This is a genomic window from Pseudomonas sp. VA159-2, from assembly GCF_024126635.1.
In the GTDB taxonomy this organism is placed as follows: Bacteria; Pseudomonadota; Gammaproteobacteria; order Pseudomonadales; family Pseudomonadaceae; genus Aquipseudomonas; species Aquipseudomonas muyukensis.
Window position 1 is genome coordinate 105943 of the sequence record NZ_JAMYBV010000005.1, and the last position, 18656, is coordinate 124598.

Here is an 18656-nt window from a genome sequence, read left to right on the forward strand (position 1 = left end):
CCCGCGCTCAACCGCCGAGGACCTTCCCGTGACCGACAACAACAAATACCGTGACGTAGAAATCCGTGCCCCGCGTGGCAACAAGCTGACCGCCAAGAGCTGGTTGACCGAAGCCCCGCTGCGCATGCTGATGAACAACCTCGACCCGCAGGTCGCCGAAAACCCGAAAGAGCTGGTGGTGTACGGTGGCATCGGCCGTGCCGCGCGCAACTGGGAGTGCTACGACAAGATCGTCGAGACCCTGACCCGCCTGGAAGACGACGAAACCCTGCTGGTACAGTCGGGCAAGCCGGTCGGCGTGTTCAAGACCCACAGCAACGCCCCGCGCGTGCTGATCGCCAACTCCAACCTGGTGCCGCACTGGGCCAACTGGGAACACTTCAACGAACTGGATGCCAAGGGCCTGGCCATGTACGGCCAGATGACCGCCGGCAGCTGGATCTACATCGGCAGCCAGGGCATCGTCCAGGGCACCTACGAAACCTTCGTCGAGGCCGGCCGCCAGCACTACAACGGCAGCCTCAAGGGCAAGTGGGTACTGACCGCGGGCCTGGGTGGCATGGGCGGTGCCCAGCCACTGGCCGCGACCCTGGCCGGCGCCTGCTCGCTGAACATCGAGTGCCAGCAGAGCCGTATCGACTTCCGCCTCGAGACCCGCTACGTCGACGAGCAGGCCACTGACCTGGACGATGCCCTGGCGCGCATCGCCAAGTACACCGCCGAAGGCAAGGCCATCTCCATCGCCCTGCACGGCAACGCCGCCGAAATCCTGCCGGAGCTGGTCAAGCGTGGCGTGCGCCCGGACATGGTCACCGACCAGACCAGCGCCCACGACCCGCTCAACGGCTACCTGCCGGCCGGCTGGACCTGGGAGCAGTACCGCGACCGCGCGCAGACCGACCCGGCTGCAGTGGTCAAGGCGGCCAAGCAATCCATGGCCGTGCACGTGCAGGCCATGCTCGACTTCCAGAAGCAGGGCATCCCGACCTTCGACTACGGCAACAACATCCGCCAGATGGCCAAGGAAGAGGGCGTGGCCAACGCCTTCGACTTCCCAGGCTTCGTCCCGGCGTACATCCGCCCGCTGTTCTGCCGCGGTGTCGGCCCGTTCCGCTGGGCCGCGTTGTCGGGTGACGCCGAGGACATCTACAAGACCGACGCCAAGGTCAAGGAGCTGATCCCGGACGACGCCCACCTGCACCGCTGGCTGGACATGGCCCGCGAGCGCATCAGCTTCCAGGGCCTGCCGGCGCGCATCTGCTGGGTTGGCCTGGGCCTGCGCGCCAAGCTCGGCCTGGCGTTCAACGAAATGGTGCGCAGCGGCGAGCTGTCGGCGCCGGTCGTCATCGGCCGCGACCACTTGGACTCGGGCTCGGTATCCAGCCCCAACCGCGAGACCGAAGCCATGCGCGACGGCTCCGACGCGGTCTCCGACTGGCCGCTGCTCAACGCCCTGCTCAACACCGCAGGCGGCGCCACCTGGGTCTCGCTGCACCACGGCGGTGGCGTGGGCATGGGCTTCTCCCAACACTCGGGCATGGTCATCGTCTGCGACGGTACCGACGAAGCGGCCGCGCGCATCGCCCGCGTGCTGACCAACGACCCAGGCACCGGCGTGATGCGCCACGCCGACGCCGGCTACCAGATCGCCATCGACTGCGCCAAGGAGCAGGGCCTGGACCTGCCGATGATCACCGGCTGATCGCCGCGCTTTGGATCGCACCCGCCACGGGTGATACTGAACAACAAGAAGGGGCCCCGCGTGGCCCCAAGCGATTGGAGTAGCGAAGTGACCGAATTGACCCTCAAGCCCGGCACCCTGACCCTGGCCCAGCTGCGCGCCATCCACGCCGCCCCCGTGCGCCTGCACCTGGACGCCAGCGCCGCGCCCGCCATCGATGCCAGCGTCGCCTGCGTCGAGCAGATCATCGCCGAGGACCGTACCGCCTACGGCATCAACACCGGATTCGGCCTGCTGGCCTCGACCCGCATCGCCAGCCACGACCTCGAGAACCTGCAGCGCTCTCTGGTGCTGTCCCACGCCGCCGGTATCGGCGCGCCGCTGGACGACGACCTGGTGCGGCTGATCATGGTGCTCAAGATCAACAGCCTCAGCCGTGGCTTCTCCGGCATCCGCCGCAAAGTCATCGACGCGCTGATCGCCTTGGTCAATGCCGAAGTCTATCCCCACATCCCGCTCAAGGGCTCGGTCGGCGCTTCCGGCGACCTCGCGCCCCTGGCGCACATGTCGCTGGTGCTGCTGGGTGAAGGCAAGGCCCGCTACAAGGGCCAGTGGCTGTCGGCCAGCGAAGCCCTGGCCGTCGCCGGTCTGGAGCCGCTGACCCTGGCCGCGAAGGAGGGCCTGGCCCTGCTCAACGGCACCCAGGCCTCCACCGCCTACGCCCTGCGCGGCCTGTTCCAGGCCGAAGACCTGTACGCCGCGGCCATCGCCTGTGGCGGCCTGAGTGTCGAGGCAGCGCTGGGTTCGCGCTCGCCGTTCGATGCGCGCGTCCATGCCGTGCGCGGCCAGCGTGGCCAGATCGACACCGCCGCGTGCTTCCGCGACCTGCTGGGCGATTCCAGCGAAGTGTCGCTGTCGCACAAGAACTGCGACAAGGTCCAGGACCCGTACTCGCTGCGCTGCCAGCCGCAGGTGATGGGCGCCTGCCTGACCCAGATCCGCCAGGCCGCCGAGGTGCTGGGCATCGAGGCCAACGCGGTGTCGGACAACCCACTGGTGTTCGCCGCCGAGGGCGACGTGATCTCTGGCGGCAACTTCCACGCCGAACCCGTGGCCATGGCCGCCGATAACCTGGCCCTGGCCATCGCCGAGATCGGTTCGCTGAGTGAGCGCCGCATCTCGCTGATGATGGACAAGCACATGTCCCAGCTGCCGCCGTTCCTGGTGGAAAACGGCGGGGTCAACTCCGGCTTCATGATCGCCCAGGTCACCGCCGCCGCGCTGGCCAGCGAGAACAAGGCGCTGTCGCACCCGCACAGCGTCGACAGCCTGCCGACCTCGGCCAACCAGGAAGACCATGTGTCGATGGCCCCGGCCGCCGGCAAGCGCCTGTGGGAAATGGCTGAGAATACCCGTGGCGTGCTGGCCATCGAATGGCTGGGCGCCTGCCAGGGCCTGGACCTGCGCAAGGGCCTGAAGACCTCCGCCAAGCTGGAGCAGGCGCGTCAGGCGCTGCGCCGCGAAGTGCCGCACTATGACCGCGACCGCTTCTTCGCCCCGGATATCGAGGCGGCTTCCACGCTGTTGGCCAAAGGCACCTTGACCGGCCTGCTGCCGGCTGGGGTACTGCCTAGCCTGTAATGCCGCTGGGGCCGCACTGCGGCCCATTCGCCGGCAAGGCCGGCTCCTACAAAGGTATGTGCCTTGCCTGTAGGAGCCGGCCTTGCCGGCGAATGGGCTGCGCAGCAGTCCCAATCCGACCTCACGACCAGAACAACAATAAGGACGTGACATGCAACAAGCTCAAGGTCTCAAGCGCGGGCTATCGGCCCGGCACATCCGTTTCATGGCGCTCGGTTCGGCCATCGGTACCGGGCTTTTCTATGGTTCGGCCTCGGCCATCCAGATGGCCGGCCCGGCCGTGCTGCTGGCTTACCTGATTGGTGGCGCCGCGGTGTTCATGGTCATGCGCGCGCTCGGCGAGATGGCCGTGCACAACCCGGTGGCCGGTTCCTTCGGCCACTACGCCAGCACCTACCTCGGCCCCATGGCCGGCTTCATCCTCGGCTGGACCTACGCCTTCGAGATGGTCATCGTCGCCATCGCCGACGTCACCGCCTTCGGTATCTACATGGGCTTCTGGTTCCCGGAGGTCGCCCGCTGGATCTGGGTACTGGGCATCGTGTTCCTGATCGGCGGCCTGAACCTGTGCAACGTGCGGGTGTTCGGCGAGATGGAGTTCTGGCTGTCGCTGCTCAAGGTTGGCGCCATCGTCGCGATGATCCTCGCGGGTCTGGGCATCATGGCCTTCGGTTTCAGCCAGGTGGGCAGCGGACACGCGGTCGGGGTGAGCAACCTGTTCGACCACGGCGGCTTCATGCCCAATGGCGTCAGTGGCTTGATCGCTTCGTTCGCGGTGGTGATGTTCGCCTTCGGCGGCATCGAGATCATCGGTGTCACCGCCGGTGAGGCGAAAGACCCGCAGCGGGTGATCCCCAAGGCGATCAACGCCGTGCCGCTGCGTATCCTGCTGTTCTACGTGCTTACCCTGTTGGTGCTGATGTGCCTGTACCCCTGGCCGCAGATCGGCAGCCAGGGCAGCCCGTTCGTGCAGATCTTCAGCAACCTGGGCATCGGCTCGGCCGCCGCCGTGCTGAACATCGTGGTGATCTCGGCGGCCATCTCGGCGATCAACAGCGACATCTTCGGCGCCGGGCGCATGATGTACGGCCTGGCCCAGCACGGCCAGGCACCGCGTGGCTTCGGCAAGCTGTCGAAGCACGGCGTGCCGTGGATGACCGTGGTGGTGATGGGCGCGGCGCTGCTGATTGGCGTGCTGCTCAACTACCTGATCCCGGAGAACGTGTTCCTGCTGATTGCTTCGATCGCCACCTTCGCCACCGTGTGGGTGTGGCTGATGATCCTGGTCACCCAGGTTGCCATGCGCCGCAGCATGAGCCGCGAAGAGGTCGCCCAGCTCAAGTTCCCGGTACCCTTCTGGCCCTATGGCCCGGCCTTGGCCATTGCCTTCATGGTGTTCATCTTCGGTGTGCTCGGCTACTTCCCCGATACCCAGGCGGCCTTGATCGTCGGGGTTATCTGGGTGGTGTTCCTGGTGGCCTCCTACCTGCTGTGGTGCAAGCCACGCGCCGGTGGTGGCGAGCCGCTCCGAGCGCCTGCCGAGCTGCACCGCTGAATTAGATAGGAGATCCTGATGAGAACCCTCTGGCAGCACTGCCACGCCGCGACCATGACCGACGGCCGTTACTCGGTCATCGAGGACGCGGCGATCGTCACCAGCGCCGGGCTGATCGAGTGGATCGGCCCCCGTGCCGAGGTGCCGCCGGTGGCGGCCGACCGCGTCGTCGACCTGGGCGGCGCCTGGGTCACCCCCGGGCTGATCGACTGCCACACCCATGCGGTGTTCGGTGGCAATCGCAGCGGTGAGTTCGAGCAGCGCCTGCAGGGCGTCAGCTATGCCGAGATTGCCGCCCAGGGCGGCGGTATCGCCAGCACCGTGCGGGCGACCCGCGCGGCCAGCGAGGACGCGCTGTTTGTTAGTGCCCGCCAGCGGGTCCAGGCGCTGATGCGCGACGGCGTGACCACCATAGAGATCAAGTCCGGCTATGGCCTGGACCTGGCGAGCGAGCGCAAGATGCTGCGCGTGGCTCGGCGCCTGGGCGAGGAACTGCCGGTGACCGTGCGCAGCACCTGCCTGGCCGCTCACGCCCTGCCACCGGAGTACGCTGGCCGGGCCGACGACTACATCGCCCACATCTGCGATGAGATGCTCCCAGCGCTGGCCGCCGAGGGCCTGGTGGATGCGGTGGATGCCTTCTGCGAGCACCTGGCGTTTTCCCCGGCCCAGGTCGAGCGGCTGTTCATCAAGGCCCGTGAGCTGGGCCTGCCGGTCAAGCTGCATGCCGAACAGCTGTCGTCGCTGCATGGCTCGAGCCTGGCAGCCCGCTATCAAGCGCTGTCGGCTGATCACCTGGAGTTCATGACCGAGGATGATGCCATCGCCATGGCCGAGGCCGGCACGGTCGCCGTGCTATTGCCTGGGGCGTTCTACTTCCTGCGCGAAACCCAGCTGCCGCCAATGGATGCCTTGCGCCGGCATGGCGTGAAGATCGCCCTGGCCAGCGACCTCAACCCCGGCACCTCGCCAGGGCTGTCGCTGCGCCTGATGCTGAACATGGGCTGTACCTGTTTTCGCATGACCCCCGAGGAGGCCCTGGCCGGCGTCACCGTGCATGCCGCCACGGCGCTGGGCCTGGGCGACAGCCATGGCTCGCTGGAGGTGGGCAAGGTGGCCGACTTCATCGCCTGGCAGATCGAGCGCCCCGCCGACCTCAGCTACTGGCTCGGCGGCGACCTGCCCAAGCGCGTGGTGCGCCTGGGCCATGAAATATCCAACTGAGCGAGGGCACATGAACAAGGTATTGAGTTTTCACCAGGGCCGCCTGCCACTGCTGATCAGCATGCCCCACGCCGGGCTCGGCCTCACCGACGCCGTGCGCGACGGCCTGGTCGACCAGGCGCGTAGCCTGCCGGACACCGACTGGCATATCCCGCGCCTGTACGACTTCGCCCGTGACCTGGGCGCCAGCGTGGTGGCGGCGGAGTATTCGCGGTTCGTCATCGACCTGAACCGCCCGGATGACGACAAGCCGCTGTACGCCGGTGCCACCACCGGCCTGTACCCGGCCACGCTGTTCGACGGCGAGCCGTTGTTCAAGGACGGCCAGGTGCCCAGCGCCGCCGAGCGGGCCACCTACCTGGAGCAGGTCTGGCGCCCGTACCACGACACGATTCGTCGTGAGCTCGAGCGCCTGCGCGGCGAGTTCGGCTACGCACTGCTGTGGGACGCCCACTCGATACGTTCGCTGATTCCGCACTTGTTCGACGGCAAGCTGCCGGACTTCAACCTTGGCACCTTCAATGGCGCCAGTTGCGACCCGGCGCTGGCCGAACGCTTGCAAAGCGTGTGCGCCGAGGCGCAAGGCTACAGCCATGTGCTCAACGGGCGTTTCAAGGGCGGGCATATCACCCGCCATTACGGCGACCCGGCCAATCACATCCATGCGGTGCAACTGGAGCTGGCGCAAAGCACCTACATGGACGAAACCGAGCCGTTCGCCTACCGCGAGGACCTGGCGCAGCCAACTCAACGGGTGCTCGAGGCTTTGTTGCAAGCCTGCCTGCTGTGGGGGCAGAAGCAGTACCAACGCTAGAAGGTGGCGACGCGCCGCAGGTCGGGCGTGTCGCCGGTTACGACCCTTAGCTCTGGTTGATCTGGGCGATGGTCAGCTCGCGCAGTAGCTCCTGTTCTTCCTCAGCCTTCTCGTGTTGTAGGCCCTGTTGCAAATGCAACTCGTCCTCCAGCGAGAGATTGCTGTCGGCCAGCTCCAGCACGCGCAGCCGCCGTTGGTCTTCCAGCTCGGCGAAGCGCTCGCTGAACTCGGCTCGCAGGCGCATCACCCAGTACGGATTCGCCAGCATGTAGTTCACAAGTGCATCGCCCAGTTCAGCCTTGCGGACTTTCTCCAAAACCCCGGTCAGCTCGTCTGGGGCCAGGTTGGCGGCACCCCGAAAGCGCATGCTATCGGCGATTGGCAGGTCGAGGTCCCTGGCCAGTTCGCGTCGGTAAGCCAGGCGTACCGAAACCAGGTCACCCGAGCGGGAGCGCTGGGTTGCCAGCCGATCCAGCTGTTCGATGCGGAACAGCTGCAACAGGCGATGTCGCAGCGATTGCAGGCCATCGCCAGCTTCGATCAGCAGGCGCTCGCTCATCAGGTACAGCTCGATGTTGTTGAACTCCACCAGCGCGCCGTCGTGACAGGTCTGCGAGCCAGTCGCAGGGTCCAGCAGGCCCGCCACGGCTATTGCTTCCATGTTTTCCCGTTGCGTCGGGTTGCCAGCCGCTGTCACCAGCATCATGCGTACTCGCTCGCTAAAGCTGGCCCGCGTGTTCGGATCGACATAAGGCGCCGCATTGCGCAAACGGCCTGCCAGGCGCAGCAGGTCGCTGCCCTCCAGGGTTTTCCAGCTGTCCTGCAGCGCTTCGTTCTGCGCCTCGTTGCCCAACATCCAGTCTTCCTGCCTGGGCTTGTCGTCGCCCTGCAGGGGGAAGTGCGGGTGATCGAGCGAACCTTCGCTCGACGAATCGACCAGCAGCAGGTTGTCAGGGATGTCCAGGGCGAATGAGTAGCTGTGCTGGCTGTCCGAAAACGTGCGTAGGCGCAGGATGGTTTCCAGTGGCAGCGGGTTGTCGAACAGGGCGATTGACGAAATAGGCATCGGGTTGTTCAGGTTCGATGCGATGTGCTCGGGCAATTGGGTGATGCTGTTTGCGCTCAGGTCCAGCAACTCCAGCGGCAACAGGGCATCGCACCACCTTGGCCAGGCCTGCAGGTTCATGTTGGTCAGCGCCAGTGACTGCAGGTTGCGCGACAGTTGTGCGGGTACCTGGTTGATGGTGCCTACACGATTGCCTGACAGGTCGATCGAGCTCAGGTGCTCCAGCCCGGCGAAGACTTCCAGCATGGCCTGGTCGACTTCCAGGCCCATGTTGCGAAACTCCAGCATGGCAAGCTGTGGCAGGCGCGCCAAGGCAGAGGCCAGCGAAGGGCTGGCAGCCTGATGGGCATCGATGGTCAGCCGCGTGATATTGGGGAAGCGGCGCAGCAGCTGATCGACTTGCGAGGTGCTGCCGCGCAAGCGGGTCAGGCTCATGGCCCGTACTCGCTCGCCAAAGAACGACGGAAGCCGCCGAGGGAAATGCTCGATCGCCACGTCCTCCAGATGCAGGCGCAGGTACTGCTGGCCTTGCTCCTGCTGCTCCCAGAACTGATTGAGAGCTGTTTCGATACGCTGCCTGTCGGCCAGTGCAGCCTGTGTCAACGGGTTGCTAGAGCTTGAGGCTTGGGCCCAGCCATCGATGGCTTCGCGCAGTTGGCGCCGTTCATCACGGATGCGCTCGAGTTGTTCGCTGAGCGCAGCCGGCTGGTCGGTGGTAATGCCGGACGTATCGACCCGCTCGTTAAGCAGCAGCCGCAGCAGGTGGGTCTGATTGATGCTGTTGCCCTGCAGCGATATCACCGGCGGCGTGGTCAGGGTTTCGGTTTCATTGACCAGGAACGATGGCAGCGACCTGAGGTTGTTGTCACGCAACGACAGATGGGCGATACGTGCCAGGGCATCGCTGCCGATACCGATCGGCCATTGGGACAACTGCATCTGGTCCAGGCCCAGATAGTCCAGGGTCAGCGCGTGGAAACTTGGCCTGTTGTTCTGCGCCAACCGATTGCCGCTCAAGTCCAGGTGGCGCAGTTGCTCTAGTCCTGATAACAGGTTCAGGTCGCTTTCCGACAGCGCGATGTTCTGATGGGTGACCACCAGCCGGCGCAACCCGGGCAAACACTCGCTGATTGTAGGAATACTGAACAGGAAGGATGACGGCGTGGCCCCGGCGCTATAGGGGCGGTTGATTTCAAGCGACTCGAGCTGCGGCATCTGCCTGAGCAGGCGTTGCAACAGGCGCTCGTTCTGTGTCCAGCCGGCGAGGGCGCCCGATGGCAGGTCGATCAGGCTCAAGCTGCGCACGCGCGAGGTGAAGAAGTCCGGCAAGGTCAGGGGAATGTCCGACAATGGCACGCGCTGGATGCTCAGCCCTGCCGTATGTTGCAGGCCGTCGTGCAGGGCCGTGTCATACCAGTGCTGCAGGATGCCCTCGCGCAGGTTGTCGTAATCGCGTGCCGCCTCGGCGGTAGCGGGGGTAATGGCTTCGCTCCAATCGCTCAGCGCACTCTGCAACAGGCCGCGCTGCTCGCTGAGGGTGTGCAGGTGCTGCAAAGCCTGTAGCCGATTGCGGCCAGCGGTAACCAAGTGCAGCACCTGATCAGCGGTGTACCGCGTATGCTCGGTCAGGCCGGTGGCGGCTATGGCATCCAGCAAGGCCTGGTAGCTGGCATCGCCTGATGGCATCGCCTGGCCACCGCTCAGAGGGTAGCCCAGGCGGCCATCGGCCAGGTGCATCGGCGAACGGAAGCCGGGGCGCACGGCTTGCATGCCGAGTACTTGCCTGAGGGTGTTGCGCGGTAACAACGGGGCGTTCTGCAGCAACTGGCGCAGGCTGGTTTCGCCATCGGCGCCCAGGCTCTTCATCGCCTCGGGCATTGCTGCGCTCAGGGCTGCATAAAGGTTCGGATGGATACCGACCGCTTCTGCCTGGGGTGTTTCATGAATGATGTAGCCAGCTTCGACGCTGCTGATGGTTATGCGGGTGCGCGAATCGGGTTGGCCTATAACGTCGCGCTGGCGAGGCCAGTAACGCTGCTGGCGCAATTCGAGTCGGGTATCCGTTGGCCAGCCAGGCAGCTGTTCGAGGCTGTGCATGATCAGCCGGTCAGCGTCCCAATTGCGCACGCAGCCCAGATACAGCCCCTCATAGGCACGGGCCAGGCGAACCTGTTGCTGATATCGCCGAGCCTCCTCGGCGATGCGCATTGGCACCTTGCCGCTGGCCAGGCTCAGTTGCTCGGTGGTGCTGGCATTGCGTAGCAGCTCGTTGCTAATGGCCTTGGGCAGCCCTGGGTAAACCCGCTGGAGCGTGCCCGCATCGGTGCTTGCCAGCAATTGATAGCGCTGGTCGAACTCGGCGGTGCGTGCCGCGGCCCCTGCCTCTGGAAGCGCCTGGCCGACTTGCCGGTCCAGCTCGAAGCGCTGCCAGGTGTCCTCGAGCAACGCCGGCAGCCGCTGGTTCTCGCTGAGGATGCGCCGCAGCACGTTTTCGTCGGTATCGCTGACACGCAGTATCCGCTCGGCGATCTGGGCGTCGAATGCCCCAGGCAGGTGGCCTAGCCGACGCAGCAGCTGCATGCCGGTCCAGGTCTGCGGTTGGTCCAGCTCATGCAGCCAGGCGCCGGCACCGTTGTGCTGCAACCTGGGCTGATAGCCTTGAGGGCGGGTAGGGTGGAGCAGCCGGTGTTCAGCGTTGCTGGTACTGATGGCGTAGGTCCGCTCCTCGATTGGCAGCCAGGTTTTCCCCTGATGGTGATACAAGCCGAATTCATCAGGCTTGAGACCCGCCGGCAGCACGATGTCGTGGGCGAAAGGTTGCAGGTCGCGGCGCCACAGGCGCACGTCGCCGTCGGCCCGCTCCACAGGCTTGAGCTCTTCGATGAACGATGGGGTGTCCACCGTCAGTTTTTCGAGTGCAGGTTTTGCGCCCGCACCGTTGGTGGCGCCGAGTGCGCCGATCAGGGCCAGGTTCTCGACTACATCCATCAGGTAGCCGAACGCTTTGTCGCGGTCGCCGTCGGCCCACTCGGCAAGCCCTTCGAACACCTCGTGGCCGAGTTGCAGCACGGTCAGGCCCAGCATCAGTGGCGCCAGCCCCGGGATGAAGAACGCACCGATGTTCAAGGCATTGAGGGCAAGTGATTCAAAGTAGGCCCAGCGCTTGGCTGCGGTTTTTTCATCCTCGGCTGCCGTTGACACGGCATGGAAGGCGGCATCGTCTTTCAGGCGCTGTTGCCGTTGGCTGGCCAGCTCATCCGGCAGTGCCTGGGTAAATGGCTGCAGGTGCAGGGAAACCGAGGCGTCCGGGTCTTTCATGCGCTCCTTGAAACCCTTCGCCGGGTTCCAGGTGTACGGCTCCAGGGTGTCTTGCAGTTTGCCCAGGAAAGCTGCCTTGTTGCGTTCGGGGACCATGTGCAGGCATGCCGGGTGGCGAAACTCGGGTAACAGCTTGACCAGCTGTGCCTCGGCCTGCTCCCGGGTGTTGTGCACGCTAAGGGGCGTGGTGGCGCCCGGCAGGTACAGCACCACCCAGCCGCCGTAGGGGAAGCTGGGTGGCGGGAATTTTCCGCCAGCCGTCCTGCCGGGTGCAGCTATGCCAAAAGCGGCGGCGCCGGTGAGGGTCGCATGCAGCAGCGTCACCCGCGAGCACAGTACCGGCTGGCCTTGGTAAGTGGCCTGCCCCTGGGTTGCCAGGTTCAGCAGGGCGTCGTGAGTAGCCTCGTCGATAACGCCGCGCAGGCGCGCCAGGTGCGCATGCAGGCGCAAGTTGGTTTGCTCGGCACGGCTGAAAACCGCGTGGGCAGCCTCGTTACCTGTCGCCGCATCGATCAGCACCTGGTACTGACCGCCGATGTCCAGGTCGCGCACCATGCCCGCGAAGGCTTCTGGCTCGATGGCAATCTGCTTGGCAGGTGAGGCGACGATGCTGACCTTGTTGCTGTCGAGGATCAGCGATGGGTTGCCGCCTGCTTGCAACCCTGCGGGCTCAGCCTCGGCGGCTTCGAAGTTCTGCAGGGCGCTGTCCAGCAGCGATTGCGTGGCGTTCTTCACGGCGCGGTCGCTGGTCACGAACGGGTCGCCGTGCATTGTCTCTTTGTACGCCGCCGCTTTGCTTGCGTTCAGCAGGTAGGTGGCGGTTACATCCAGCTCCAGCTCGAAGCGCTTGCGTATTTCTGCGCCGAGCAGCTTGCTGGCGAAAGGCTTCAACGCCGGAATGGCCGCGAGCAGCGTGCGGACCTCGGTTTCGGCCTGCCGCTGAGCACCATATGCCTCGGTCAACTGCCTGGCGATGGTCGGCTGCGCCAGGCTCGCTGCTTCAAACCAGCTCGCTGGCTGGGCGGCTGCATCGCGCATCTGCCGGTGTTCGTCGGGTCGGGTTTCGGCAATCCAGGCGGGCAGCTTGCCGACGACCAGGGACAGTGCGCGAGAAGGGGGGGGAGCTGTCACTAGCGGAGAGTCGTTCATGGTGAGCCTCGTTTTTCGGGAGGCTCGGATGCTATTGAGCTACGCACGGCGCAAGCACATAACATGATCTCGCCACAGACACATGCTCAAAGCGTAATTCAGGTTTATGATGGCCCACGGCCGAACCAAACCTCACACGGAGTGCGCGATGCAGACCCTCTACCCGCAGATCAAACCCTACGCCCGGCACGATCTGGCCGTGGAAGCGCCGCATGTGCTGTATGTCGACGAAAGCGGCTCGCCGGAAGGTCTGCCGGTGGTGTTCATCCACGGCGGCCCGGGCGCGGGCTGCGATGCCCAGAGCCGCTGCTACTTCGACCCCAACCTGTACCGCATCATCACCTTCGACCAGCGCGGCTGTGGCCGCTCCACGCCCCATGCGAGCCTGGAGAACAACACCACCTGGCACTTGGTCGAGGACCTGGAGCGCATCCGCGAGCACCTGGGCATAGACAAATGGGTGCTGTTCGGCGGCTCGTGGGGCTCGACCCTGGCCCTGGCCTACGCCCAGACCCACCCCGAGCGTGTGCACGGCCTGATCTTGCGCGGCATCTTCTTGTGCCGCCCGCAGGAGATCAGCTGGTTCTACCAGGAGGGCGCCAGTCGCCTGTTCCCCGATTACTGGCAGGACTACATCGCGCCGATCCCGCCCGAGGAGCGCGGCGACCTGGTGCAGGCCTTCCACAAGCGCCTGACCGGCAACGACCAGATCGCCCAGATGCACGCGGCCAAGGCCTGGTCGACCTGGGAGGGTCGCACCGCCACCCTGCGCCCCAACCCGCTGGTGGTCGACCGCTTCTCCGAGCCGCAGCGGGCGCTGTCAATCGCCCGCATCGAGTGCCACTACTTCACCAACAATGCCTTCCTCGAAGAAAACCAGCTGATCCGTGACATCCCCAAGATCGCCCATCTGCCGGCGGTGATCGTGCATGGCCGCTATGACGTGATCTGCCCGCTGGACAACGCCTGGGAACTGCACCAGGCCTGGCCGAACAGCGAGCTGAAGGTGATTCGCGACGCCGGCCACGCCGCCTCCGAGCCGGGCATCACCGATGCGTTGGTACGCGCCGCCGATCAGATGGCCCGGCGCCTGCTCGACCTGCCCCTGGAAGAAGCATGAAGGGCCTGATCCAGCGCGTGCGTGGCGCCAGGGTGGAAGTCGCGGGCGAAATCGTCGGCGCCATCGACCAGGGGTTGCTGGCGCTGGTGGCGGTCGAGCCTGAAGATTCGCCGGAGCACGCCGAAAAGCTGTTGCACAAGCTGCTCAACTACCGGGTGTTCAGCGACGAGCAGGGCAAGATGAACCGCTCGCTCAAGGATGTCGGTGGCGGGTTGCTGCTGGTGTCCCAGTTCACCCTGGCAGCCGATACCCGCAGCGGCATGCGCCCGAGCTTTTCGACGGCGGCGCCGCCGGCGCTCGGCGCCGAGCTTTTCGACTATCTTCTATTGCAAGCACAGCGCCAGCACCCGCAGGTGGCGAGCGGACGCTTCGGCGCCGACATGCAGGTGCACCTGGTCAATGATGGCCCCGTAACATTTATGTTACAAATATGAGGTCGAAAAACCTCTTGTTTGTATGAAAACAAGGGGTTTTGTACGATAAATAGTTTCTCCAGCCTGATGCGTTGTCACGCGTCCTGCTGGATAATCGCGCGCTGCATGAACCTGCGTTCGCAGGTTTGTTTCATTTTGACTCGAGCATTGTCTGGATCCGTTTGGGGAATCATTACGCCCTCACGGGGTCCGAACAGTGCTCGCCAACCCGGCATTGGTCGCTGGCCGTTGGTTTCATGATCTGTTTTCGGCGAGGATTGCTCGTGATTGTAAGCCCCTGTATTGCACCAAGAATCCCCGGTACCCGGCTGCGCAAGGCCCTGTTGGCCGGCGCGGCGTTGGTCGGCCTGATGAGCGCTGGCCAGCTGTGGGCATTCAATCTGGATGATGTTGCAGCCAAGGCAAAGGATCTGGCCGGTCAGAAGTTCGAGGCACCGAAGAGCAACCTGCCGCCGGTGTTCCGCGACATGAAGTACGCCGACTACCAGAAGATCCGCTTCCTTCAGGAAAAGGCCGAGTGGGCCAAGGACAAGACGCCGTTCAAGCTGTCGTTCTACCACCAGGGCATGCACTTCGACACGCCGGTGAAGATCAACGAGATCACCGCCAAGAAGGTCGAAGAGATCAAGTACGACCCGAGCCGCTTCGACTTCGGTGACGTGCCGCATGACGCCGACACCACCAAGGACCTTGGCTACGCTGGCTTTCGCGTGCTCTACCCGATCAACAAGGCCGACAAGCAGGACGAGATCATGACCCTGCTTGGCGCCAGCTATTTCCGCGTGGTCGGCAAGGGCCACCGCTATGGCCTGTCGGCCCGTGGCCTGGCCATCGACACCGCGCTGCCGTCGGGCGAGGAATTCCCGCGTTTCCGCGAATTCTGGATCGAGAAGCCCAAGCCCAACGACAAGCACCTGGTGATCTACGCGCTGCTCGACTCGCCGCGTTCCACCGGCGCCTACAAGCTGACCCTGCGTCCGGGCGAAGATACCCTGGTCGACGTCAAGTCGCGGGTCTACCTGCGTGACCACGTCAGCCGCCTGGGTATCGCGCCGCTGACCAGCATGTACCTGTTCGGCCCCAACCAGCCGTCGAAGGTGATGAACTACCGTCCGGCCCTGCACGACTCCGAAGGCCTGTCGATCCATGCCGGCAACGGCGAATGGCTGTGGCGCCCGCTGAACAACCCGAAACACCTGGCCGTGAGCAACTTCAGCGTCGAGAACCCGCGCGGTTTCGGCCTGCTGCAGCGCCAGCGTGCCTTCAGCGACTACGAAGACCTCGACGACGAATACGAAAAGCGCCCAAGCGCCTGGATCGAGCCGAAGGGTGACTGGGGCAAGGGCACCGTCGACCTGGTCGAGATCCCCACCGCCGACGAGACCAACGACAACATCGTGGCCTTCTGGAGCCCGGAAAAACTGCCGGAGCCGGGCAAGCCGTTCGAGTACGACTACCGCCTGCGCTGGACCATCAAGGAAGACCAGCTGCATTCGCCGGACCTGGCCTGGGTCAAGCAGACCCTGCGCTCCACCGGTGACGTCAAGCAGTCCAACCTGATCCGCCAGGCCGATGGCACCGTGGCCTTCCTGGTCGACTTCATCGGCCCGAACCTGGCCGCCCTGCCGGCCGATACGGCCGTGCGCAGCCAGGTCAGCGTCGGCGACAACGCCGAGCTGGTCGAGAACAACCTGCGCTACAACCCGGAAACCAAGGGCTGGCGCCTGACCCTGCGGCTGAAGGTGCAGGATCCGAAGAAATCCACCGAGATGCGTGCCGCGCTGCTGCGCGACGTACCGGTCGAGCAACCCAAGCCTGCCAAGGAAACCAAGCAGGACAAGGCCAAGCACGCCCACGCCAAGGCCGAGAAAGCCAAGGCGGAAAAAGCTGCCGAGCAACCAGCCGCCGATGCGGCATCCACCAACGGGACCCCGGCCACCACCGAGAAAGTGCTGACCGAGACCTGGAGCTATCAGTTGCCTGCCGATGAGTAACTCAAGCGCAAGGCCGGAATCGCTGCGCGAATACCTGGCCCACCTCCCCCTGAGCGACGAGCAGCGCGCGGAACTCGCCAGCTGCGCCTCGTTCAGCGAGCTGCATCAACGTCTGGCGGCCCAACCGGCCGCCGGCACCGCCGAGGCCGTTCAGGCCTCGGTGGGCACCCGTCTTACCGTCGGCAGCGCCGCCGAGCTGGAAGAGGCCGAGATGCTCGGCGTCGATGCCGGCGGGCGGTTGTGCCTGAAGATCGCGCCGCCGATCAAGCGCACCAAGGTGGTGCCCGAGCCGTGGCGCACCAATATCCTGATCCGCATGTGGCGGCGCATGACCGGGCGCACCAACGCCCCGCAGCCGCCCAAGCGCGAGCTGCCGCCGGCGCGCTGGCGCACGGTCGGCTCGATCCGTCGCTACATTCTGCTGACGTTGATGATCGGCCAGACCATCGTCGCCGGCTGGTACATGAAGGGCATCCTGCCGTACCAGGGCTGGTCGTTCGTCGACCTCGACGAAGTCGTCCACCAGCCGCTGTGGGACACCGTGGTGCAGGTCTGGCCCTATGCCCTGCAAACCTCCATCCTGATCCTCTTCGGCATCCTGTTCTGCTGGGTGTCGGCGGGCTTCTGGACCGCGCTGATGGGCTTCCTCGAGCTGCTCACCGGGCGCGACAAGTACCGTATCTCCGGCAGCAGCGCCGGCAACGAGCCGATTGCGCCTGAAGCGCGCACCGCGCTGGTGATGCCGATCTGCAACGAAGACGTGCCGCGGGTGTTCGCCGGCCTGCGCGCGACCTTCGAGTCGGTGGCCGCCAGCGGCAACCTCGACCGCTTCGACTTCTTCGTGCTCAGCGACACCAACGACACCGACATCGCCGTGGCCGAGCAGCAGGCCTGGCTGGACGTGTGCCGCGAAACCAAGGGCTTCGGCCGTATCTTCTACCGCCGCCGTCGGCGCCGGGTGAAGCGCAAGAGCGGCAACCTCGACGACTTCTGCCGGCGCTGGGGTGGCGAGTACAAGTACATGGTCGTGCTCGACGCCGACAGCGTCATGAGCGGCGAGTGCCTGAGCAGCCTGGTGCGCCTGATGGAGGCCAACCCGGATGCCGGCATCATCCAGACCGGGCCGAAAGCCTCGGGCATGGACACCCTCTATGCGCGCATGCAGCAGTTCGCCACCCGCGTGTACGGCCCGCTGTTCACCGCCGGCCTGCACTTCTGGCAACTGGGCGAGTCGCACTACTGGGGCCACAACGCGATCATTCGCATGAAGCCGTTCATCGAGCACTGCGCCCTGGCGCCGTTGCCGGGCAAAGGCGCCTTCGCCGGCGCGATCCTCTCCCACGACTTCGTCGAAGCCGCGTTGATGCGCCGCGCCGGTTGGGGCGTGTGGATCGCCTACGACCTGCCGGGCAGCTACGAGGAACTGCCGCCGAACCTGCTCGACGAGCTCAAGCGCGACCGCCGCTGGTGCCACGGCAACCTGATGAACTTCCGCCTGTTCCTGGTCAAGGGCATGCACCCGGTGCACCGCGCGGTGTTCCTCACCGGGGTGATGTCGTACCTGTCGGCGCCGTTGTGGTTCCTGTTCCTGGTGCTGTCGACCGCGTTGCTGGCGACCAACACCCTGATGGAGCCGCAGTACTTCATCGAGCCGTTCCAGCTCTACCCGCTGTGGCCGCAGTGGCACCCGGAAAAAGCCATCGCGCTGTTCTCCACCACCATCGTGCTGCTGTTCCTGCCCAAGCTGCTCAGCGTCATCCTGATCTGGGCCAAGGGCGCCACCGAGTTCGGCGGGCGCATCAAGGTCACCTTGTCGATGCTGATGGAGATGCTGTTCTCCATGCTGCTGGCGCCGGTACGGATGATCTTCCACACCCGTTTCGTACTGGCCGCGTTCCTCGGCTGGGCGGCGACCTGGAACTCGCCGCAGCGTGACGACGATTCCACCCCGTGGAGCGAAGCGGTGCGCCGCCACGGCCCGCAGACCCTGCTGGGCATCGCCTGGGCCGGGTTGGTGGCCTGGCTGAACCCGAGCTTCCTGTGGTGGCTGGCGCCGATCGTCGGCTCGCTGGTGCTGTCGATCCCGGTGTCGGTGATTTCCAGCCGCACGCGCCTGGGCCTGGCGGCCAAGGACGAGAAGCTGTTCCTCATCCCCGAGGAGTACGCCACCCCGCAGGAGCTGCTGGCCACCGACCAGTACACCCACGAGAACCGTTGGCACGCCCTGCACGACGGTTTCGTGCGCGCCGTGGTCGACCCGCGCCAGAACGCCCTGGCCTGCGCCATGGCCACCGCGCGTCACGGCCAGGCCGCGCCGATCGAGGCCCTGCGCGTCGAGCGCGTGGCCAAGGCGCTGGAGCTCGGGCCCAAGGGCCTGGACCTGAACACCCGCCTGGCGCTGCTCAGCGACCCGGTGGCGTTGTCGCGCCTGCACGATCGCGTGTGGAGCGAGCACAACACGGCGTGGATCGATGTGTGGCGCGCCTCCATCGACAACGACCCGCACTCGCCGTTGTTGCCGCTGCACCCGCAGAACCAGGCCCAGCCAGCCCTGGCTTGAGCCTGATGCGCCGATAATCGCGGGGCAAGCCCGCTCCACGCACCGTTGCCACGGTGTGGGAGCAGGCTTGCCCCGCGATGCGTTCCAGCCGATTTTGGCC

10 protein-coding genes are annotated in these 18656 nt (G+C 65.4%); 9 read left to right on the plus strand and 1 reads right to left on the minus strand.

Annotated elements, in window-relative coordinates:
• The first annotated feature begins 28 nt into the window (after nucleotides 1-28).
• From hutU to hutG, 5 genes are all read left to right on the plus strand, one after another.
• Nucleotides 29-1702, plus strand: coding sequence for a urocanate hydratase (gene hutU, locus NJG22_RS06805; RefSeq protein ID WP_253093337.1), 1674 nt, complete (start codon nucleotides 29-31; stop codon nucleotides 1700-1702).
• A gap of 87 nt (nucleotides 1703-1789) precedes the next feature.
• Nucleotides 1790-3322: a histidine ammonia-lyase gene (hutH, locus tag NJG22_RS06810; protein ID WP_253093338.1), complete on the plus strand. Its 1533-nt coding sequence runs from the start codon at nucleotides 1790-1792 to the stop codon at nucleotides 3320-3322.
• Between the two features lie 151 nt (nucleotides 3323-3473).
• Nucleotides 3474-4877 carry an amino acid permease gene (locus NJG22_RS06815; RefSeq protein ID WP_253093339.1) on the plus strand — a complete coding sequence of 468 codons (1404 nt, stop codon included), beginning with the start codon at nucleotides 3474-3476 and terminating at the stop codon, nucleotides 4875-4877.
• An 18-nt stretch (nucleotides 4878-4895) separates the two neighbouring features.
• On the plus strand, nucleotides 4896-6101 hold the full coding sequence (gene hutI, locus NJG22_RS06820) for an imidazolonepropionase (protein ID WP_253093340.1): 1206 nt from the start codon (nucleotides 4896-4898) through the stop codon (nucleotides 6099-6101).
• Between the two features lie 10 nt (nucleotides 6102-6111).
• Nucleotides 6112-6915: an N-formylglutamate deformylase gene (hutG, locus tag NJG22_RS06825; protein WP_253093341.1), complete on the plus strand. Its 804-nt coding sequence runs from the start codon at nucleotides 6112-6114 to the stop codon at nucleotides 6913-6915.
• Nucleotides 6916-6961: 46 nt separating this feature from the next.
• Here the strand turns inward: hutG and NJG22_RS06830 are convergent, their stop codons facing one another.
• Nucleotides 6962-12337, minus strand: a complete 5376-nt coding sequence (locus NJG22_RS06830; protein WP_253093342.1) for a DUF6543 domain-containing protein — start codon at nucleotides 12335-12337, stop codon at nucleotides 6962-6964.
• A 259-nt stretch (nucleotides 12338-12596) separates the two neighbouring features.
• On the opposite strand from NJG22_RS06830, the gene pip reads away from it, so the two are divergent.
• The 4 genes from pip to mdoH all read left to right on the plus strand — a co-directional run bounded on the left by pip (nucleotide 12597) and on the right by mdoH (nucleotide 18556).
• Entirely contained in the window at nucleotides 12597-13568 is a 972-nt protein-coding gene (pip, locus tag NJG22_RS06835) for a prolyl aminopeptidase (RefSeq protein ID WP_125465856.1), read from the plus strand.
• Entirely contained in the window at nucleotides 13565-14002 is a 438-nt protein-coding gene (gene dtd, locus NJG22_RS06840; protein WP_253093343.1) for a D-aminoacyl-tRNA deacylase, read from the plus strand. The genes pip and dtd overlap by 4 nt, the downstream gene beginning before the upstream one ends.
• Before the next feature lie 263 nt (nucleotides 14003-14265).
• Entirely contained in the window at nucleotides 14266-15996 is a 1731-nt protein-coding gene (locus NJG22_RS06845) for a glucan biosynthesis protein G (RefSeq protein ID WP_217852141.1), read from the plus strand.
• Nucleotides 15989-18556 carry a glucans biosynthesis glucosyltransferase MdoH gene (mdoH, locus tag NJG22_RS06850; RefSeq protein WP_253093344.1) on the plus strand — a complete coding sequence of 856 codons (2568 nt, stop codon included), beginning with the start codon at nucleotides 15989-15991 and terminating at the stop codon, nucleotides 18554-18556. Before NJG22_RS06845 ends, mdoH begins: the two co-directional genes overlap by 8 nt.
• Nucleotides 18557-18656: the final 100 nt, after the last annotated feature.

Excerpts from the sequence above, each read along its gene's own strand:
- hutG (WP_253093341.1), top strand. The coding sequence starts at position 6,112 with ATGAACAAGGTATTGAGTTTTCACCAGGGCCGCCTGCCACTGCTGATC.
- mdoH (WP_253093344.1), top strand. The coding sequence starts at position 15,989 with ATGAGTAACTCAAGCGCAAGGCCGGAATCGCTGCGCGAATACCTGGCC.
- NJG22_RS06830 (WP_253093342.1), bottom strand. The coding sequence starts at position 12,337 with ATGCGCGATGCAGCCGCCCAGCCAGCGAGCTGGTTTGAAGCAGCGAGC.
- dtd (WP_253093343.1), top strand. The coding sequence starts at position 13,565 with ATGAAGGGCCTGATCCAGCGCGTGCGTGGCGCCAGGGTGGAAGTCGCG.
- hutI (WP_253093340.1), top strand. The coding sequence starts at position 4,896 with ATGAGAACCCTCTGGCAGCACTGCCACGCCGCGACCATGACCGACGGC.
- pip (WP_125465856.1), top strand. The coding sequence starts at position 12,597 with ATGCAGACCCTCTACCCGCAGATCAAACCCTACGCCCGGCACGATCTG.
- NJG22_RS06815 (WP_253093339.1), top strand. The coding sequence starts at position 3,474 with ATGCAACAAGCTCAAGGTCTCAAGCGCGGGCTATCGGCCCGGCACATC.